The following is a 16340-nucleotide window of genomic DNA, read 5'->3' as shown; positions in this document are numbered from 1 at the left end:
GAGGACATGCCTTCCCCCGCGGCCGCGCCGCACGCCGTGACCACGCCTGCCCAGACGACCCTGGTCCTGCGCGTGCTCACCGTCGCCACCTTCGTCGTGATCCTCAACGAGACGATCATGAACAACGCGATCCCGCGCCTCATGGACGAGTTCCGCGTCCCCGAGACGACCGCGCAGTGGCTGACGACCGCCTTCATGCTCACCATGGCCGTCGTCATCCCGATGACCGGCTGGATCATGCGGCGCCTGGCGACCCGGCGCACCTTCGCCCTGGCGATGGGCCTGTTCACCGTGGGCACGACCATCGCGGCAGCGGCCCCCACCTTCGAGGTCCTCGTGGCCGCCCGGGTGGTCCAGGCCGCCGGCACCGCCATCATGATCCCGCTGCTCATGACCACGCTCATGGACCTCGTGCCCGTCGCCGACCGGGGCCGCACGATGGGCAATGTCTCGCTCGTCATCGCCGTCGCCCCCGCCATGGGGCCCGCCGTGTCCGGTCTGCTCCTCGAGCTCGGGACCTGGCGCCTGATCTTCATCGCCGTCCTGCCCATCGCTGCGGCTGCCCTGTGGCTGGGTCTGCGCCACCTGCCCGATGTCGGCGAGCGTCAGGACAGCCGCCTCGACATCCTCAGCGTCGCGCTGGCCACCGTCGGCTTCGGCGGTCTCGTCTATGGCCTCTCGGGTCTCGGCGGCGGCCACGGCGGCACCGGCGACCCTGCCCCCGAGCCCGTCGTCGACCCGGCGCTGGCCGCGGGCGTCGCCGCGGTCGCCCTCATCGCCTTCGTCCTGCGCCAGCTCGCGCTCGCCCGCCACGGCGACCCGCTGATGGACCTGCGCGCCTTCACCCACCGCAGCTTCACCGGCGCCTTCGTCACCATGTGCCTCGGGTTCGCCGCGCTCATCAGCTCGATCATCCTGCTGCCGATCCACCTGCAGCGCGGACTGGGCCTGAGCACCCTCGAGACCGGCCTGCTCCTCATCCCCGGCGGCATCGCGATGGGTCTGCTCGGGCCGACCATCGGACGCCTCTACGACCGGATCGGCGCCCGCCCTCTCGTCCTCCCCGGCGCCGTCGGCATGACCGTCACCCTGGGCCTCTTCACGGTCCTCGTGCCGCACGTCGGCCAGTGGACGATCCTGCTCCTGCACGTCCTGCTCAGCCTGTCGCTGGCACTGCTCTTCACCCCGCTCTTCACGGCCGGGCTCGGGTCGCTGCCGAGCTCGCTCTACGCCCACGGCTCAGCGCTGCTCGGCTCCTCCCAGCAGGTCTTCGGCGCCGCGGGCACCGCCACGAGCATCGCCGTCATGTCCCTCGTCGCAGGCACGGACCCGACCGTGGCCGAGCGCGCCTCGGGCGTGCAGGTCGCCTTCGGCATGCTCACGGCCCTCGCCGCGATCGCCGTCGTCACCTGCCTGATGGTCTCGACGCCGAGGGCCGACATGACGACCGAGGACGTGCCCCAGGAGAGCGCGCCGCTCGACGACGTACCCGCGTCGTAGTCACGATTGGCCGGGCACGAGCGATGGCGTGCGCCGCAGCAGGATGGTCAGCCCGGCCGTGGCCGCGAGCAGCACGAGCGACAGTGCCACGACCCCCGGCCACTGCTGATGGGTCCAGGCCAGGCCCGCGATCGTGCCGAAGACCGCGGAGCCCAGGTAGTACGTGAAGAGGTAGAGCGACGCCGCCTGGCTGGCACTGGCCCCACCAGCGTGTGCCCGCATCGGCACCCACCCGCTCGCGATGCCGTGCACGGCGAAGAAGCCGATGACCACGAGCGCCAGCCCGATGACGAGGGTGACGAGGTGGTCAGGGATCGTGACGAGCACGCCGACGGCCGCGATCCCCGCTCCCACCGGGACCACCGCCCTTCGCCCATGGCGGTCGGCGAGCCGGCCGAACCACGCCGCGCTGATCGTCCCGAGCGGATAGACGAGGAAGACCAGGCTCGCCAGGCCGAGCCCGAGATGGAAGGGCGCCTCGGTGAGGCGAAAACCGACGATGTTGAAGGGGGCCTGCATCGCCCCGAGCACGCAGCCACCGATGGCGTAGAGCATCAGCAACCCACGGTCGGTGAGCGCATTGCGCGTCATGGCCAGCAGCGCCCGTGGGTTGCCGGGCACGGCGACGAACCCGCGTGACGGCGGCAACCACACGCGCACGACCACGGCACATGCGAGGCCGAGCGCGACCGTCGCCCCGATCCCCCACCGCCAGCCACCGACCTCCGCTCCCGCGCCGGCGAGCAACCGGCTGAACATCCCGCCGAAGGCCGTGCCGCCGACGTAGAGCCCTGACGCCCTCGCCTGGCTCGAAGGGTGCAGCTCCTCGCGCAGGTACGCCGTGGCGACGGCCGGCAGCCCGGCGAGGACGAACCCGGATGCGAAGCGCAGCACGAGCAGCGAGGTCCACGTCGGCGCGAGCGCGGACGCCAGCCCGACGAGCACCGACGCGAGCAGCGAGAGGTGGATCAGCCGGGTGCGTCCGACGACATCCGACAACGGTCCCGCGATGAGCAGGCCGCAGCCCAGGCCCAGGGTCGTGAGCGAGATCGTCAGCGTGGCACTCTCGCTCGAGACGCCGAAGTGCCGGGTGAAGTCCGGCAGCAGCGACTGCGTCGAGTAGAGCAGGACGAAGGTGGCCGTCCCCGCCGCGAAGAGCGACCAGACGACCCGGCGGTACTCCGGCGTCCCCGGCAGATGGCCCTCGTGCGCGCCGACGATCACGCTCACCCGTGCCGCACGTGATCCACCCGGTCGCGGTGGGCGATGGCAGCGACGAGCATCGCCTGACCGACGACGTACGTGAGCATCACCCACACCCCGTGAAGCGGCAGCTCGACATCGGCGAAGGCGCGCACCGCGATGAGCGCATCGGAGATGACGAAGATGATCGCCCCGATCGTGGCGACGCGGTCCAGGCCGGTGGCCAGCACGGCCATCGTCATGATCGCGACCCCGTAGAGCGCCACCTGCCAGATGAATCCGCTGCCCAGGGTCACGACGACGAGCAAGGCCACGAGCGCGAGGGCGTAGGGAGCGACGAGGGCGGGCCGGGTGCGCGCGATGCTGCTCTCGGCGAAGGGGTACAGGGCAGCCACGTAGGCGAGCTGCGCCAGCAGGAAGGCCCCGAGCATGAGCATGAAGCCGAGCTCGCTGCCGTCCGCCACGAAGCGCGGGACCGTGTCGCCGAGCCAGGACAGGACCAGGGCCACCACCGTCAGACGCACGAGGAGCGAGTGGGGTCGTCGCGTCGTGGTGACGAGGAACCACAGCAGGAGCGGCATCAGCAGCACCTGGGTGACATCGGCGAGCACTCCGCCCGGCGCCGCTGCCTGCGCGCCGAGGTGGATCAGGGTGACCACGACGAGGGCGGCGAGGGCTGGCATGTCTTGAGAGTAGTCAGCGTCCGCGCAGGGCGAGGGCGAGGCCACGTGGTGGGCGAGAGGGGAGCTTTCCGTCTTTGACGGAATACCCTAGGGGGGTACAGTACTTGTACGAAGCAACACCCCGTCGAAAGGACATCCCCATGAGCACCACCGCCACCTACACCGTCACCGGCATGACCTGCGGCCACTGCGTCAGCTCCGTCACCGAGGAGATCCAGGAGATCGCCGGCGTCGAGGGCGTCCAGGTCGAGCTCGAGACCGGCGTCGTGACCGTGAGCAGCGCCGAGCCCGTCGACGCCGCAGCCGTGCGCACCGCCGTCGAAGAGGCCGGCTACCAGCTGGTCTGACCGGCACCACCCCCTTCGCCACCACAGGAGAGAGACATGACCGCCCCGCACACCCTGCCGACCCCGACGGCGGGCTCGACGCAGGTCGAGCTCGACATCACCGGCATGACCTGCGCCTCGTGCGCCAACCGGATCGAGCGCAAGCTCAACAAGCTCGACGGGGTGAGCGCCTCGGTCAACTACGCGACCGAGAAGGCGAAGGTCACCTACGCCCCCGAGGTCACGCCGGAGCGCCTCGTCGAGACGGTCGAGTCCGCGGGCTACGGGGCGGCTCTCCCCCGCACGCAGGAGGCGAAGGGGGACGGCCCGGCCCTCCCCGACGAGACCGAGCAGCTGCGCCAGCGGCTGATCATCTCGGCGATCCTGTCGATCCCGGTCATCGCGATGGCGATGATCCCACCGCTGCAGTTCACCAACTGGCAGTGGCTGTCGCTGACCCTGGCCGCGCCGGTCGTGATCTGGGGCGCGCTGCCCTTCCACAAGGCCGCCTGGACCAACCTCAAGCACGGCGCGACGACGATGGACACGCTGGTGTCGATCGGCACCCTCGCGGCGCTCGCCTGGTCGCTCTACGCCCTCTTCTTCGGCACCGCGGGCATGCCCGGTATGACGCACCCCTTCGAGCTGACCGTCGAGCGCGGTGACGGCTCGCGCAACATCTACCTCGAGGCCGCGGCCGGGGTGACGACCTTCATCCTCGCCGGACGCTACTTCGAGAAGCGCTCCAAGCGCCAGGCCGGCGCCGCCCTCCGAGCGCTCCTCGAGATGGGCGCCAAGGAGGTCACCGTCCTCGACGCCGACGGGACCACCGAGCGGCAGGTCCCCGTCGAGGAGCTGGCAGTCGGGACGCTCTTCGTCGTCCGTCCGGGCGAGAAGATCGCCACGGACGGCGTGATCGAGCGCGGCACCTCCGCGGTCGACACCTCGATGCTCACCGGCGAGTCGGTCCCCGTCGAGGTCGCCCCGGGCGACGGCGTCGTCGGTGCGACGGTCAACGCCGGCGGTCGCCTCGTCGTGCGCGCCACCCGCGTCGGCGGCGACACCCAGCTGGCGCAGATGGCCCAGATGGTCGCCGACGCGCAGAACGGCAAGGCCGAGGCGCAGCGCCTGGCCGACCGCATCTCCGGGATCTTCGTCCCGATCGTCCTCGTGCTCTCGCTGGCGACGCTGATCTTCTGGATCGCCATCGGGACCGGGCTGTCGATGGCCTTCACCGCAGCCGTCGCGGTCCTGATCATCGCCTGCCCCTGCGCCCTCGGCCTGGCGACGCCGACCGCCCTCATGGTCGGTACCGGTCGCGGCGCCCAGCTGGGCATCCTCATCAAGGGCCCCGAGGTGCTGGAGTCCACCCGCAAGGTCGACACGATCGTGCTCGACAAGACCGGCACCGTCACGACCGGTCGAATGACGTTGATCGACGTCGTCGCCGCCGAGGGTGTCGCCGAGGACGACGTGCTGCGGTATGCCGGTGCGCTGGAGGCCGCATCCGAGCACCCGATCGCCCAGGCCATCGCCACCGGCGCCCGGGAGCGGGTCGGCGAGCTGCCGCAGGTGGAGGACTTCGCCAACGTCGAGGGGCTCGGCGTCCGCGGGAGCGTCGACGGGCACGAGGTCGTGGTGGGCCGGCCCGCGCTGCTCACCGACGCCGGCCAGATGCGCTGCACCGAGCTCGACACCACGACGACCGCTCGCCAGCAGGACGGCGGCACCGTCGTCCAGGTGGCGTGGGGTGGTCGGGCCCGTGGCCTGGTCGTCGTCGCCGACGCGATCAAGGACACCTCGACGCAGGCGATCACCGAGCTGCGCGCCCTGGGGCTGCGGCCGATCCTGCTCACCGGTGACAACGAGGTCGTCGCCCGGGCCGTCGCGGCCGAGGTCGGGATCGCCGAGGAGGACGTCTACGCCGATGTCATGCCCGCGGACAAGGTCGCGGTCGTCGAGCGGCTGCAGGGCGAGGGCAAGGTCGTCGCCATGGTCGGTGACGGCGTCAACGACGCGGCCGCCCTGGCCACCGCCGACCTCGGCCTGGCGATGGGCACCGGAACCGATGTCGCCATCGAGGCCAGCGACCTGACCCTCGTGCGCGGTGACCTGCGGGTCGCGGTCGACGCGATCCGGCTGGCCCGGCGCACCCTGTCGACGATCAAGGGCAACCTCTTCTGGGCCTTCGCCTACAACGTCGCAGCGATCCCACTGGCGATGGCCGGGATGCTCAACCCGATGATCGCCGGCGCGGCGATGGCCTTCTCCTCGGTCTTCGTCGTGAGCAACAGCCTGCGCCTGCGGGGTTTCAAGGCCCACTGAGCCGGGCCGTCGACGACGACGCGAGTACCCCCCTTCGCCTCATGACGAAGGGGGGTCTCGTAGTTCAGGAAGGTCGTCAAGCCAACAGCCAGTGCGCGGTCGGTGCTCCATGGCAGGCTGCGGCTACAGGGGAACAGGCGGCAAAGTCACGCAGAGCCTCTTTCCCTGGCCGAAGGTACGTTGGGAAATGCCGAATTGGCTCAAGACTCGGGGAGCGCGACGTGAGCAAATGGCCAGCAAATTGGTACTCGGACCCACAGGACGACACCCAACTCCGATACTGGGATGGCGACCAATGGACGAACCACCTTGCGCCTGCAACATCCGGTCCTCACGCTCCATCGCAGGCGGCGCTACAGACTCAGGCATCCACCAAGTCCGAAAGGCACGCCGAGCCGAAGGTTCCACTGTTCGGAGTCCGCAAACATGCCCAACAAGTGCTCGCAAGCCTCGACAACGCGAATGAGGAGATTGCCCGCCTGAAAAGTGAGTTGGACCGACTCGGCGCTCTCGAGGTAGCCGACTTGGAGCGTCAGCGCGAGGCGCTAAAGGTCGAGATCCGGGAGATGCGAGACCAATTGGTCCGGGAGACGGCGACCCTGCAGGCGGAACTCGACGACCTCCGGAGCAGAGTCGTGAAGACTCAAGAAGCGGAGATCCTTCAGGAAGTTGGCCTGTACGACTACCGTCACCCGCTCTCGGACTCAGTCACATACAAGGATGAACTGGCAAAACTGAAGGACCAGATCAAGGCGCTTGCCCGGCAAGATGGCGGCGCCATCGAGACAGCTCAGGGCTGGACAGTCAATGGTTCGGAAGCACAAGGCAAGAAGATGCTCCGGGATTACTCGAAGTTGATGCTCCGCGCTTACAACGCCGAGGCGGACAACTTGGTCCGCGGCATGAAGCCCTACAAGCTGGCATCCGCTGTAGAGCGCCTCAACAAGGTCACCGCCACCATCGAGCGGCTCGGCAAGACGATGAGCATCCGCGTCACCGGGCACTACCACCAGTTACGGATTCGCGAAATGGAACTCACGGCCGACTATCAAGAGATGCTGGCCCGCGAAAAGGAGAAGGAGCGCGAAGAGAAGGAACGGTTGCGCGAGCAGCGGAAGGTCGAGCTGGAAATCGCACGCGAAAAGGCACGGCTCGACAAGGAGCGCCAGCACTACTCCAACGCACTCCAAGCATTGATAGAAAAGGGAGATTCGGAAGGAGCAGGCCGCCTTCGTGCCCAGCTTGATGAGATCGACAGGGCCATGGAGGAGGTTGACTACCGCGCCGCCAACGTTCGAGCTGGATACGTTTACGTCATCTCAAACGTCGGGGCCTTGGGCGCACGAATGATCAAGGTTGGCATGACACGTCGACTCGATCCTATGGACCGCGTAAGAGAACTGAGCGACGCGAGCGTCCCCTTCAACTTCGATGTCCACGCGATGTTCTTCTCCGAGGACGCTTACGGCATCGAGGCGGAGATGCACCGGCGACTGGCCGTCACTCGCGTGAACCGAGTAAACCTACGGCGTGAGTTCTTCTACGCCACCCCATCGGAAGCTCGAGACCTTTTGATGGAACTCACCGGTGAGCTGCTCCAATTCAACGAGGAGCCGGAGGCGCTGGAGTATCACCAAAGCCTCCAGGTGGTCCAAGGTGAGCAACCCCGTCCGTTGGTTGTGTAGGCGCATCATTATTTTCGCCTCGCGTTTCACGGGTCCCACCAAATGCCCATGCAGTCAGGAAGTCCGACGGCTGGAAGTTGTCCCGTCAGAGCTGCAGGGCCATCAACTGCGGTAAGCCTTCGCAGAACTGGAATGCCGCCGCGCTCCTCGTGCTCCGACATCCAGAAGCGGTGCGGACCGCGACCGTCAGCGAGCCGAGCCCACGGGCGGGGGTCAGCCGGCGAAGGCGGACCGTCCCTGCGTCGCGGAGGTGCCGAGGTCACTCGCGGGCAGGGCCCGCCCCTCCTGCGTGGCGGCCGTCCATGCCGCGGTGGTCGCGACGGCCGCCCAGTTGGACTGCAGGAGCACGAGCAGGGTCTCGTGCAGCTGCTCGGCGGAGACCTTGCCGGCCTCGTTGGCGAGGTGGATGGCGCCCGTCGCGTCGGTCAGGACCTCGGCCGTGAGCCCGAGCTCCTCGGCGCCGACGGCGGTGGCCAGGACGCAGTTGTTGACCATGTGGCCGACGATCGTGATGGTGTCGACCTCGTGCTCCGCCAGCCACTCGGCGACGTCGGTGCCGGCGAAGACGCTGGCCTTGTCCTTGGTCACGTGCTTCCAGGTCGGCTGCACTCGCTGCTGCACCTGCGGGTGCAGGGCGTGGCTGTGGCTGCCGGCCGCGAAGACCGGCGCGCCCTCGGGCAGCTCGTGCTGCACGACGACGACCGGCAGTCCCTGCTCCTGCGCGACGTCGATGACGCTCACGACATTGGCGAGGGTGCGCTCGGGCGACGGGGACTGGATCTGCAGGATCCCGTCGAAGTACTCCTGCTGGACGTCGACGACGACGAGGGCGCGGCGGGGTGTGGTCACGATCTGCTCCTGGGTTCGATGGGATCTGGCTCCAGCATCGCGCTCCACGACCCTCTACCGTGAGGGTCGCACATGACATGTATCGATGAGATCGGGCCACAATGCGCATCGCCGTGCATGCCTTCGAGGGCATGACCATGTTCCATCTGGCCGCGCCTCTCGCCGTCTTCGGCGAGGTGGGCCGCCAGGGCCTCGCGTCCGGCTGGGACCCCGTGGTGTGGACGACGGACGGCCGCGGCATCCGCACCGTCGAGGGGCTGCGGATCGAGGACGTGTCCGGACCGGGCGCGATGGAGGAGGCCGAGCTAGTCGTCCTGCCGGCCTGGCCGGCCGACCTGCCCGCCACCGAGGACACCCTGACCGCGGGGATCCGCGCTGCGCGGGACCGCGGCAGCCAGATCGCCGGGCTGTGCCTCGGGGCCTTCCCCGTGGTCGACAGCGGGGTGCTCGACGGTCGGGAGGTCGTGACCCACTGGGAGGCCGTCGACCAGCTGCACGAGCGGCGACCGGGGCTGATGGTCAACTCCGCGGCCCTCTACATCGACCACGGGGACGTCCTCACCTCGGCCGGGACGGCGTCGGCCATCGACGCCTGCCTGCACATCGTGAGGGCGCACCTGGGCTCGGCCGCCGCGGCGACGGTGGCGCGGACCCTCGTCGTGGCCCCGCACCGGGACGGCGACCAGGCCCAGTACGTCATCCGCCCGATGCCCGAGCGCGAAGGAGTGGGGCACCTCGGGGCGACCATCGACTGGGCCCTGTCCCACCTTGAGGAGCCGCTGCCCGTCGAGGTGCTCGCCGCGCACGCCGGGATGAGCCGACGCAACTTCACCCGGCGGTTCACCGAGGTGACCGGCTCGACGCCCGCTCGCTGGGTCATGTCCCACCGCCTGGACGAGGCGCGGCGCCTCCTCGAGAGCACGGACCGTCCCATCGGGTCGATCGCGACCGCCTGCGGCTTCGCCAGCGTGGTCACCTTCCGGCAGAACTTCACCGCCGCCTACTCGACCACCCCGACGTCCTACCGCCACCGCTTCACGGCCCCGGAGGCCGTCGGGGGCGGGCGCTAGGGTCGGACCATGACCCTCCTGGACACCCCCCTCGCCCGCCTCGACGGCACCCCCGGCACCCTGCGCGACCTGACCGGCGGCAAGCCCGCCCTGCTGGTCAATGTCGCCTCCAAGTGCGGGCTGACCCCGCAGTACACGGCGCTGGAGGCGCTGCACGAGCAGCACCCCGACCTCGCGGTCGTCGGGCTGCCGTGCAACCAGTTCGGCGGGCAGGAGCCGGGCACCTCCGAGGAGATCGCCGAGTTCTGCTCCGCGACCTACGGCGTCGCCTTCCCCCTGAGCGAAAAGATCGAGGTCAACGGCCCCGGCCGCCACGCCCTCTACGAGGGCCTTGTCGACACCCAGGACGAGGGTGGCGAGAGCGGCGACATCCGGTGGAACTTCGAGAAGTTCGTCATCGACGCCGACGGCACGCCGGTCGCCCGCTTCAGCCCGCGGGTGGAGCCGGACGACGAGCGGGTGGTCGCCGCCCTTCGCTCCGTCCTTGCCTGAGCTGCCGGTGGACGGCACCGACGAGCCCGTCGAGCGGATCGACGGGGGTGACCTCTCGTGCGCGCGGCTGCTCATCCTGCTGCGTGCCCGCGTCGCCGAGCTCGCCGAGGGGTCGGTCGTGCACCTGAGCACGACCGACCCGGTGGCCCCGATCGACCTGCCGGCGTGGTGCCGGATCACCGGCCACACCTACCTCGGGGTCGCCGACGCCGGCCCCCCGCCGGTCTACGGGGTGCGGGTGAGCGGCTCCCCCGTCGCCACCCGGCCCGACCGGCCCTGGCACCCGGTGACCTGAGGGCCACCGGGCGCCGGTCCGGGATCAGCCCCGGGCGTTGGAGGGCCGGCCCCACGGACCGGTGATCGCGAAGGTGCGGCCCGGGTCGCCCTGGATGTTGGCGAAGAGGGTCGTGCCGGCCGCGTTGAAGGTCGGCCCGGCCCACTCGCTGTCGTCGACGAGGTTGAGCGCGAGGCGGTAGGCCTTGCCCTGGTCGGTGACCCCGATGAGCTGCGAGGCGCCGTCGCCGTCCTCGGCGAGGACGAGGCCGCCGTGGGGCGAGACGGTGATGTTGTCCGGGCCGTCGACGCCCGCGCCGTCCTCGTTGACGGCGAAGATCGTCGTCAACGTGACGGTCTGCTTCTTCGGGTCGAAGAACCACACCTGGCCGTCGTGCTCGTGGATCGAGCCGTCGTCCGTGCGGCCGTAGCTCGCGACGAAGTAGACGCCGCCGTCGCCCCACCACTGGCCCTCGAGCTTGCGCGCTCGGGTGACCTGGGAGTCGGTGAGCTGCTCGCGGATCGGCATGGTCTGGGCGTCGCGCTCGGGCACCTCGACCCACGTCGTCGTGTAGGTCGTCTGCGTGCGGGTCGCCAGGGACAGGTCCGTCACGTGGCGGCCGTTGCGCTCGGTCGCGACGAGCGCCTCGAGCGTGCCGACCTCGACGGCCCCGTCCTCGGCCAGGGCGTGCAGCGCGCCCTTGCCCTGGCGGTAGCCGGCCGGCGGGGTCCAGCGGTAGAAGAGCCCGTTGGGCTCGTCGGCGTCCTCGGTCAGGTAGATCTGGCCGGTCCCGGGGTCGACGACCGCGGCCTCGTGCTCGAAGCGGCCGAGGAACTTCAGCGGGATGTTTGCCTTGCCGATGTTGGCGGCCTGGCTGGTCGGGTCGACCTCGAAGACGTAGCCGTGGTCCTTCTCGAAGGTGTAGGTCACCCCGTCGTCCTCGTGGGTGCCGGCGCGCTCGTCGGTCTCCTCGCAGGTCAGCCAGGTGCCCCACGGGGTGATGCCGCCGGCGCAGTTGTCGACCGTCCCGGCCACCGAGGTGTAGTGCTCGACCACGCTGTTGTCCTGGGTGACCACGAGGGTGGAGGTACCCCCCTTCGCGCCGGCGTCGTAGACGAGACCGTCGACGTGCGGGACGCCGACCTCGGCGTCGCCACCGACCTCGTGGTTGCAGACGATCGTCGAGCCGCCGCCGGGACGGGCGAAGCAGCCCATCGCGTCCTGGCTGTCCGCCACCGCGTAGCCGCCGACCGTCGTCGTGCCGGACTCGGCGAGGACGGTGTAGGAGAAGCCTTCGGGCAGCGCGAGCAGCGGGCCGGCCGGGGTGAGCTTGCCGTAGCCGGCCGCGAGGCGCGTGGTCTGGGCGGCGGACGCGTGCGAGGCGAAGGGAGCAGCGCTCCCGGCGACGAGCAGGCCGAGCGCGCCGGCCGAGCCGCCGAGCAGGGTGCGGCGGTCGAGGTTGGAGCTGGACATGGGACTCCTTGGCGAGGGGAAGGGGATGTCCATGCAGTCCAGCAACCCGGTGTTCGCCCGGGGGGACCTGTGCGGGTCCTCCGGGCGAACACCGGGTGAAGGGGCGGGGCGGTGGCTCGGGTCAGGCGGCCAGCAGCGCGTCGAGCTGGCTCACGGCGGAGGTGGAGCCCTCGACCATGCCCATGTCGAGGACCTTCTGCATGTCCTCGGCGGACTCCCACGTCGAGGTGTTGACCATCCGGGCGCCGGTGTCGGTCGCGGTGATCTCGATGACCACCCGGGACTCGGGCGCGGACTCGACCGGGTTGCCGTCGGCGTCGGCGAAGAAGTCGCGCAGCTCGAGCCGGTGCGGGGCGTCGACGGCGATGACCTCCCAGCCGCCGGGGAACTTCTCCCCTTCCGGGCTGGTCATGTGGTACTTCACGAGGCCCCCGGGAGTCAGGTCGTGCTCGGTGACGGTGGCCGGGTAGGTCTCTGGCCCCCACCACTGCTCGAGCTGGCGCGGGTCGGCCCACACCTGCCAGAGGCGCTCGGGAGTGACGGGGAAGTCGCAGGTCATGACGAGGGTTCGGGTGTCGAGGTCGGTGGTGACATCGGTGAGGGGCATGGCGATCTCCTGGGTGGGTCAGGTGGTGGTGTCGGTGGTGGTGTCCTGGGCCAGGAGGGCGTCGATGCCCTTGACCCGTCCGCGCCAGACGTCCTCGAGCTCGGTGAGCATCGCGCCGACCGCTCGCACGGCCTCGACGTCTCCGCTCGCCAGGGACTCGCGTCCACTGCGGCGCTTGGTGATCAGCCCTGCCCGCTCGAGCACCGCCACGTGCTTCTGCACGGCGGCGAAGCTCATCGGGTAGTCCACGGCCAGGGCAGACACCGAGTACTCCCCGGCCAGCACCCGGCGCAGGATGTCGCGCCTGGTGCTGTCGGCGAGCGCGTGGAAGAAGGCGTCTGCCCGGTCCTCGTCGCTCGATGTCATGAGACCAACCTACAACCGTGTGGTTGTAGGTTGTCAAGACTTCGGGGCTTCGGGATTCTCGGGCCACCCGAGAATCCTGAGAGCGGCAGCCCGCCGATTGAGGTAGCGCTGCTCAGGGATGCTCTGGGTGCGGCTGGCTGCGAGCAGGTAGGCCTCGGCGGCCTCCTCGCGACGCCCCGCCCGCTCCAGCAGGTGCGCCCGGACGGCGTGGATCCGGTGGCCGCGCGCGAGGAGCGGGTCGTCGAGGAGTGGCTCCAGGGCCGCCAGACCGGCAGCAGGACCCTGCGACATCCCCACTGCCGCAGCGAGATTGAGCTCGACCATCGGCGACGGCGCAATGCGCAGCAGCATCCGGTAGAGCACCTCGATCTGCGGCCAGTCGGTCTCGCCCGCCGTGGTGGCCTCCCCGTGGACGGCGGCGATCGCGGCCTGCAGCTGGAAGGGGCCGACCGCTCCTCTGGTCAGCGACTCCTCGACGAGGGCGACCCCGCGGGCGATGGCCGCGTCGTCCCAGCACGTGCGGTCCTGCTCGTCGAGGGGGATGAGGTCGCCCGCCGCGTCCTGCCGGGCGTCCGTGCGCGCGTGGTCGATGAGCAGCAGGGCGAGCAGGCCGGCGGTCTCCGGGTCGCGGGGCAGCGCTCGGTGCAGCCGCTCGGCCAGGCGCAGCGCCTCGCGCTGCAGGTCGGTGTCGACGAGCCGCTCGCCGGCCGCGGTCGTGTGCCCCGCGGTGAAGACGAGGTAGACGACATGTCGGACGGCGTGCAGCCGCGCCACCGCGTCATCCTGCGTCGGCGGGGCGAAGGGAGCATCGCTGCCCCTGATCGTCGCCTTGGCCCGACTGATCCGCTGCGCCATCGTCGCCTCGGGCACGAGGAAGCAGGCCGCGACCTGCGCCGTCGTCAGCCCGGCGACGGCGCGCAGGGTGAGCGCCACGCGGGAGGCATCGCTCAGGTCGGGGTGCGCGCAGAGCATGCACATCCGCAGCGTGTCGTCCTCGCCCGGCGCGACCGCACTGCCGAACACCAGCCCGTCGGGCACCGGCCCGTCGAGAAGCGGTGCGGCAGAGCGGGACTCGGCCTCCTCCCTTCGCTCCCGGGAGGTGGTGCTGCGGTGGCCGTCGATCAGTCGGCGGGAGGCCACTCGGACCAGCCATGCCTTGGGGTCCTCGGGGGTCCCGTCGACCGGCCACTGCTGGGACGCGGCGAGCAGCGCCTCCTGGACAGCGTCCTCGCACGCACCGAAGTCGCCGCTGCGTCGCACGAGCGCGGCGAGGACGTCGGCGGTGTGCTCCCGCCAGACGTCCTCGCCGGGCTTCGAGGCTCGCCCGCTGCGCGGACTCACACCTCAGCCAGCGTGCTCGTCACTGCTCGTCGCCGCCCGGCCACATCGTCGGACGAAGCTCGATCGTCTCGCCGGGGCCGGCGAAGTGGGCGGCGATCTCCTCGGCTCGCTCACGGCTGGCGACGTCGATGAGGAAGAACCCGGCGAACTGCTCCTTGGTCTCCGCGTAGGGACCGTCGGAGGCGATCGGGTCGCCGTCGGCCCAGCGGAAGAGCGTGGAGCTGCGCGGGTCGCCCAGGGCCTCACCGCCGACGAGCTCACCGGCTTCCTGCAGCTGGGTGAGCACCTGGTCGAAGTGCGCGTTCATGTCGTCGCGCTGCTCCTGCGGCAGGGCCTGGTGCTCGGCGACGAAGTCACCGGTGGGGTGCCCCCACGGCTCGGGGGTGGAGTGGATGAGGATGACGAACTTCACGTGGTGCCTCCTGCCGCCGGCGGCGGTGTCGGTGATCGGCCGTGATGGCCATGACACCCCGGACGTCGGAGCCGACGAGGCGTCCTCGACATCCTGCCTGCTCAGTCCTCCACGAGCTTGGCGAAGACGACGACATTGTCGAGGTGCCGTCGGGCCGCGCCGTCGTAGGTGCCGCCGCAGGTGATGATCCGCAGCTCGGGGCCCGCCGTCGCGCCGTACACGTCGACGCGCGGGAAGTCGGCCTTCGGGTACTTGCGCACATCGGTGACCTTGAAGGTCGCCGTGCTGCCGTCCGCGCGGTCCACCTCGACCAGATCCCCCTTCTTCGTCGCCCCCAGCTCGAAGAAGACGGAGGGATCGTGGCCGGACCCGGTGACGTGCCCCTCGAGGACCGCCGGCCCGACCTCACCAGGTGTGGGCGAGCCGTCGTACCAGGCGACCTCGTCGTACCGCTCGCCCGACGGCACCTTCAGCTGGCCCTGGGCGTCCAGACCGAGTCCGTGGATCGGTGAGTCCACGTCGATGCCCGGCAGCCGGACCGCGGTGGGCTTGGACCTGGCGAGCGGCTCCGCCGTGGTGGGCGAAGGGGGCGCTGCCGGCGTCGTCGAAGGTGCGGCCGAAGACGTCGCCGAGGAGGAGCTGGTCGACGAGCTGGTCGACGACCTGGTGGGCGTGGCCACGCTCGAGCTGGAGCTGCTGCTCGAGCTCGAGGTGGCCACGGGCATGGGGGGCGCCGGGACCTGGTGGGTGGCTGCCCACCCGACGGTCCCGGCGCCGGCCAGGAGCAGGCCGGCAGACGCCACCACGGCTACTGTTCGGCCTCGGCGTCCTCCGGCCTGCTCGGTCGTCATCTTGATCAGCGGTTGGTCTTGATGCGACGGGTGGCGGCGAAACCGACCCCACCCAGGCCCAGTGCCAGTGCACCGAGGGCGAACCCACCGGCGTACTCGGTACCGGCGGTGTCGGAACCACCGGTCTCGACGCCGCCGTGCGGCATGTTCATCTGGGCGACGTTGAGCTCACCGCAGGCGGCCGGGTTGGTGGCCTCGGCGGGCAGCTTCGGGTCCAGGTCCGACTTCGCGGCTCCGTCGTACTTGCCGGAGCCGTCGTGGTCGACGCCGTGGACGACGACGACACCGTCACCCGCGGCGATCTGCTTGGCAACCGCTGCATCGACGGTGATCGTGCGGGAGTAGGTGTAGGCCCCCTCGCTCGGGAAGTTCGCGACGTCCAGGGCGTGGTCCATCCCGGTCATCCCGCCCGTCTTGGTCAGGGAGACCGCGACGGCGCCGTACTGGGCCGCTCCGTCGGTGGTCGTCAGGGCCCCGTCGGCGCCGGTGCCCGTCTGCCCGTTCGTCGGGCAGGTGTTGGTCCCGCCGATGTGGATGTGCTGGGCGTGCGGGGCGCCGGCGAGCAGGCCCTTGGTGTCGAGCTTGATCTCGACCTGGTTACCCGTCACCTTGGCCCACGCGGTGCCCGAGGCGCCGGAGTCGTTGAGCTGGGACAAGGTGGCCGTCAGCTCACCGCCCCCGTGCCCTTCGGCACTGGCGGGGCTCGCGAGCAGGGGCAGACCGACCAGGGCGGCGGTCGCGGCGATGGTGGCGATTCGTGAGGTGCGCATTGGAAGTCCTCCTGTAGCCCGGCGACCAGGTGCCGCCTCGATGTGGCAGGAGGGGGTTCGGACCCGCTGCCGATCCGGATTGGACTGTGGGGAAGAAAGTTTTCCGGCCCCTC

Annotated in this window: 18 protein-coding genes; 8 read left to right on the top strand and 10 right to left on the bottom strand. The window is 70.3% G+C overall.

Annotated features, from left to right (window positions below; translation table 11 throughout):
* Positions 1-6 precede the first annotated feature (6 nt).
* The gene (locus ASG73_RS02060; RefSeq protein ID WP_055991330.1) at positions 7-1500 is read left to right on the top strand and encodes a DHA2 family efflux MFS transporter permease subunit; all 1494 of its coding nucleotides are present in this window, start codon (positions 7-9) and stop codon (positions 1498-1500) included.
* On the opposite strand, the gene ASG73_RS02055 is transcribed toward ASG73_RS02060, so the two are convergent.
* Both ASG73_RS02055 and ASG73_RS02050 read right to left on the bottom strand, forming a co-directional pair.
* The gene (locus tag ASG73_RS02055; RefSeq protein WP_235499332.1) at positions 1501-2730 is read right to left on the bottom strand and encodes an MFS transporter; all 1230 of its coding nucleotides are present in this window, start codon (positions 2728-2730) and stop codon (positions 1501-1503) included.
* The gene (locus ASG73_RS02050; RefSeq protein WP_055990037.1) at positions 2727-3386 is read right to left on the bottom strand and encodes a lysoplasmalogenase family protein; all 660 of its coding nucleotides are present in this window, start codon (positions 3384-3386) and stop codon (positions 2727-2729) included. Before ASG73_RS02050 ends, ASG73_RS02055 begins: the two co-directional genes overlap by 4 nt.
* Positions 3387-3526: 140 nt before the next feature.
* On the opposite strand from ASG73_RS02050, the gene ASG73_RS02045 reads away from it, so the two are divergent.
* The 3 genes from ASG73_RS02045 to ASG73_RS02035 all read left to right on the top strand — a co-directional run bounded on the left by ASG73_RS02045 (position 3527) and on the right by ASG73_RS02035 (position 7722).
* Positions 3527-3733 carry a heavy-metal-associated domain-containing protein gene (locus tag ASG73_RS02045; protein ID WP_055990034.1) on the top strand — a complete coding sequence of 69 codons (207 nt, stop codon included), beginning with the start codon at positions 3527-3529 and terminating at the stop codon, positions 3731-3733.
* A 36-nt stretch (positions 3734-3769) separates the two neighbouring features.
* Positions 3770-6037: a heavy metal translocating P-type ATPase gene (locus tag ASG73_RS02040; RefSeq protein WP_055990032.1), complete on the top strand. Its 2268-nt coding sequence runs from the start codon at positions 3770-3772 to the stop codon at positions 6035-6037.
* 221 nt (positions 6038-6258) lie between these two features.
* Complete coding sequence (locus ASG73_RS02035) at positions 6259-7722, top strand: DUF4041 domain-containing protein (RefSeq protein WP_235499331.1); 1464 nt, start codon at positions 6259-6261, stop codon at positions 7720-7722.
* A gap of 213 nt (positions 7723-7935) precedes the next feature.
* Here ASG73_RS02035 and ASG73_RS02030 read toward each other — a convergent pair whose 3' ends face one another.
* Positions 7936-8571, bottom strand: a complete 636-nt coding sequence (locus tag ASG73_RS02030; RefSeq protein ID WP_055990029.1) for an isochorismatase family protein — start codon at positions 8569-8571, stop codon at positions 7936-7938.
* Positions 8572-8672: 101 nt separating this feature from the next.
* Here ASG73_RS02030 and ASG73_RS02025 point away from each other — a divergent pair, with 101 nt between their 5' ends.
* The 3 genes from ASG73_RS02025 to ASG73_RS02015 are packed head-to-tail and all read left to right on the top strand — an operon-like array spanning position 8673 to position 10428.
* On the top strand, positions 8673-9641 hold the full coding sequence (locus ASG73_RS02025; RefSeq protein ID WP_055990026.1) for a GlxA family transcriptional regulator: 969 nt from the start codon (positions 8673-8675) through the stop codon (positions 9639-9641).
* A 9-nt stretch (positions 9642-9650) separates the two neighbouring features.
* The gene (locus ASG73_RS02020) at positions 9651-10133 is read left to right on the top strand and encodes a glutathione peroxidase (RefSeq protein ID WP_055990023.1); all 483 of its coding nucleotides are present in this window, start codon (positions 9651-9653) and stop codon (positions 10131-10133) included.
* Positions 10126-10428, top strand: coding sequence for a sulfurtransferase TusA family protein (locus ASG73_RS02015; RefSeq protein WP_235499330.1), 303 nt, complete (start codon positions 10126-10128; stop codon positions 10426-10428). Before ASG73_RS02020 ends, ASG73_RS02015 begins: the two co-directional genes overlap by 8 nt.
* A 24-nt stretch (positions 10429-10452) precedes the next feature.
* On the opposite strand, the gene ASG73_RS02010 is transcribed toward ASG73_RS02015, so the two are convergent.
* The 6 genes from ASG73_RS02010 to ASG73_RS18245 form a co-directional block, all read right to left on the bottom strand.
* Positions 10453-11880: an alkaline phosphatase PhoX gene (locus tag ASG73_RS02010; protein WP_055990020.1), complete on the bottom strand. Its 1428-nt coding sequence runs from the start codon at positions 11878-11880 to the stop codon at positions 10453-10455.
* A 121-nt stretch (positions 11881-12001) separates the two neighbouring features.
* The gene (locus ASG73_RS02005; RefSeq protein WP_055990017.1) at positions 12002-12487 is read right to left on the bottom strand and encodes an SRPBCC family protein; all 486 of its coding nucleotides are present in this window, start codon (positions 12485-12487) and stop codon (positions 12002-12004) included.
* Positions 12488-12505: 18 nt separating this feature from the next.
* Positions 12506-12853 carry an ArsR/SmtB family transcription factor gene (locus ASG73_RS02000; RefSeq protein WP_055990014.1) on the bottom strand — a complete coding sequence of 116 codons (348 nt, stop codon included), beginning with the start codon at positions 12851-12853 and terminating at the stop codon, positions 12506-12508.
* A 33-nt stretch (positions 12854-12886) separates the two neighbouring features.
* The gene (locus ASG73_RS01995; protein ID WP_055990011.1) at positions 12887-14194 is read right to left on the bottom strand and encodes an RNA polymerase sigma factor; all 1308 of its coding nucleotides are present in this window, start codon (positions 14192-14194) and stop codon (positions 12887-12889) included.
* A gap of 19 nt (positions 14195-14213) precedes the next feature.
* Complete coding sequence (locus ASG73_RS01990; protein WP_055990008.1) at positions 14214-14606, bottom strand: YciI family protein; 393 nt, start codon at positions 14604-14606, stop codon at positions 14214-14216.
* 101 nt (positions 14607-14707) lie between these two features.
* A complete protein-coding gene (locus ASG73_RS18245) occupies positions 14708-15124 on the bottom strand; it encodes a class F sortase (protein WP_235499329.1) in 417 nt (138 codons plus the stop codon).
* Positions 15125-15128: 4 nt separating this feature from the next.
* Between ASG73_RS18245 and ASG73_RS18240 the strand changes: the two genes are divergently transcribed.
* Entirely contained in the window at positions 15129-15479 is a 351-nt protein-coding gene (locus tag ASG73_RS18240) for a hypothetical protein (protein WP_235499328.1), read from the top strand.
* Here ASG73_RS18240 and ASG73_RS01980 read toward each other — a convergent pair.
* Positions 15463-16227 (bottom strand): CHRD domain-containing protein, encoded by a 765-nt coding sequence (locus ASG73_RS01980; protein ID WP_055990006.1) that lies wholly within the window; start codon positions 16225-16227, stop codon positions 15463-15465. The genes ASG73_RS18240 and ASG73_RS01980 overlap by 17 nt on opposite strands.
* Between the last annotated feature and the right edge of the window lie 113 nt (positions 16228-16340).

It is taken from the genome of Janibacter sp. Soil728, from assembly GCF_001428305.1.
GTDB lineage: Bacteria > Actinomycetota > Actinomycetes > Actinomycetales > Dermatophilaceae > Janibacter.
This window is presented reverse-complemented; position numbering and strand designations above follow the sequence as displayed.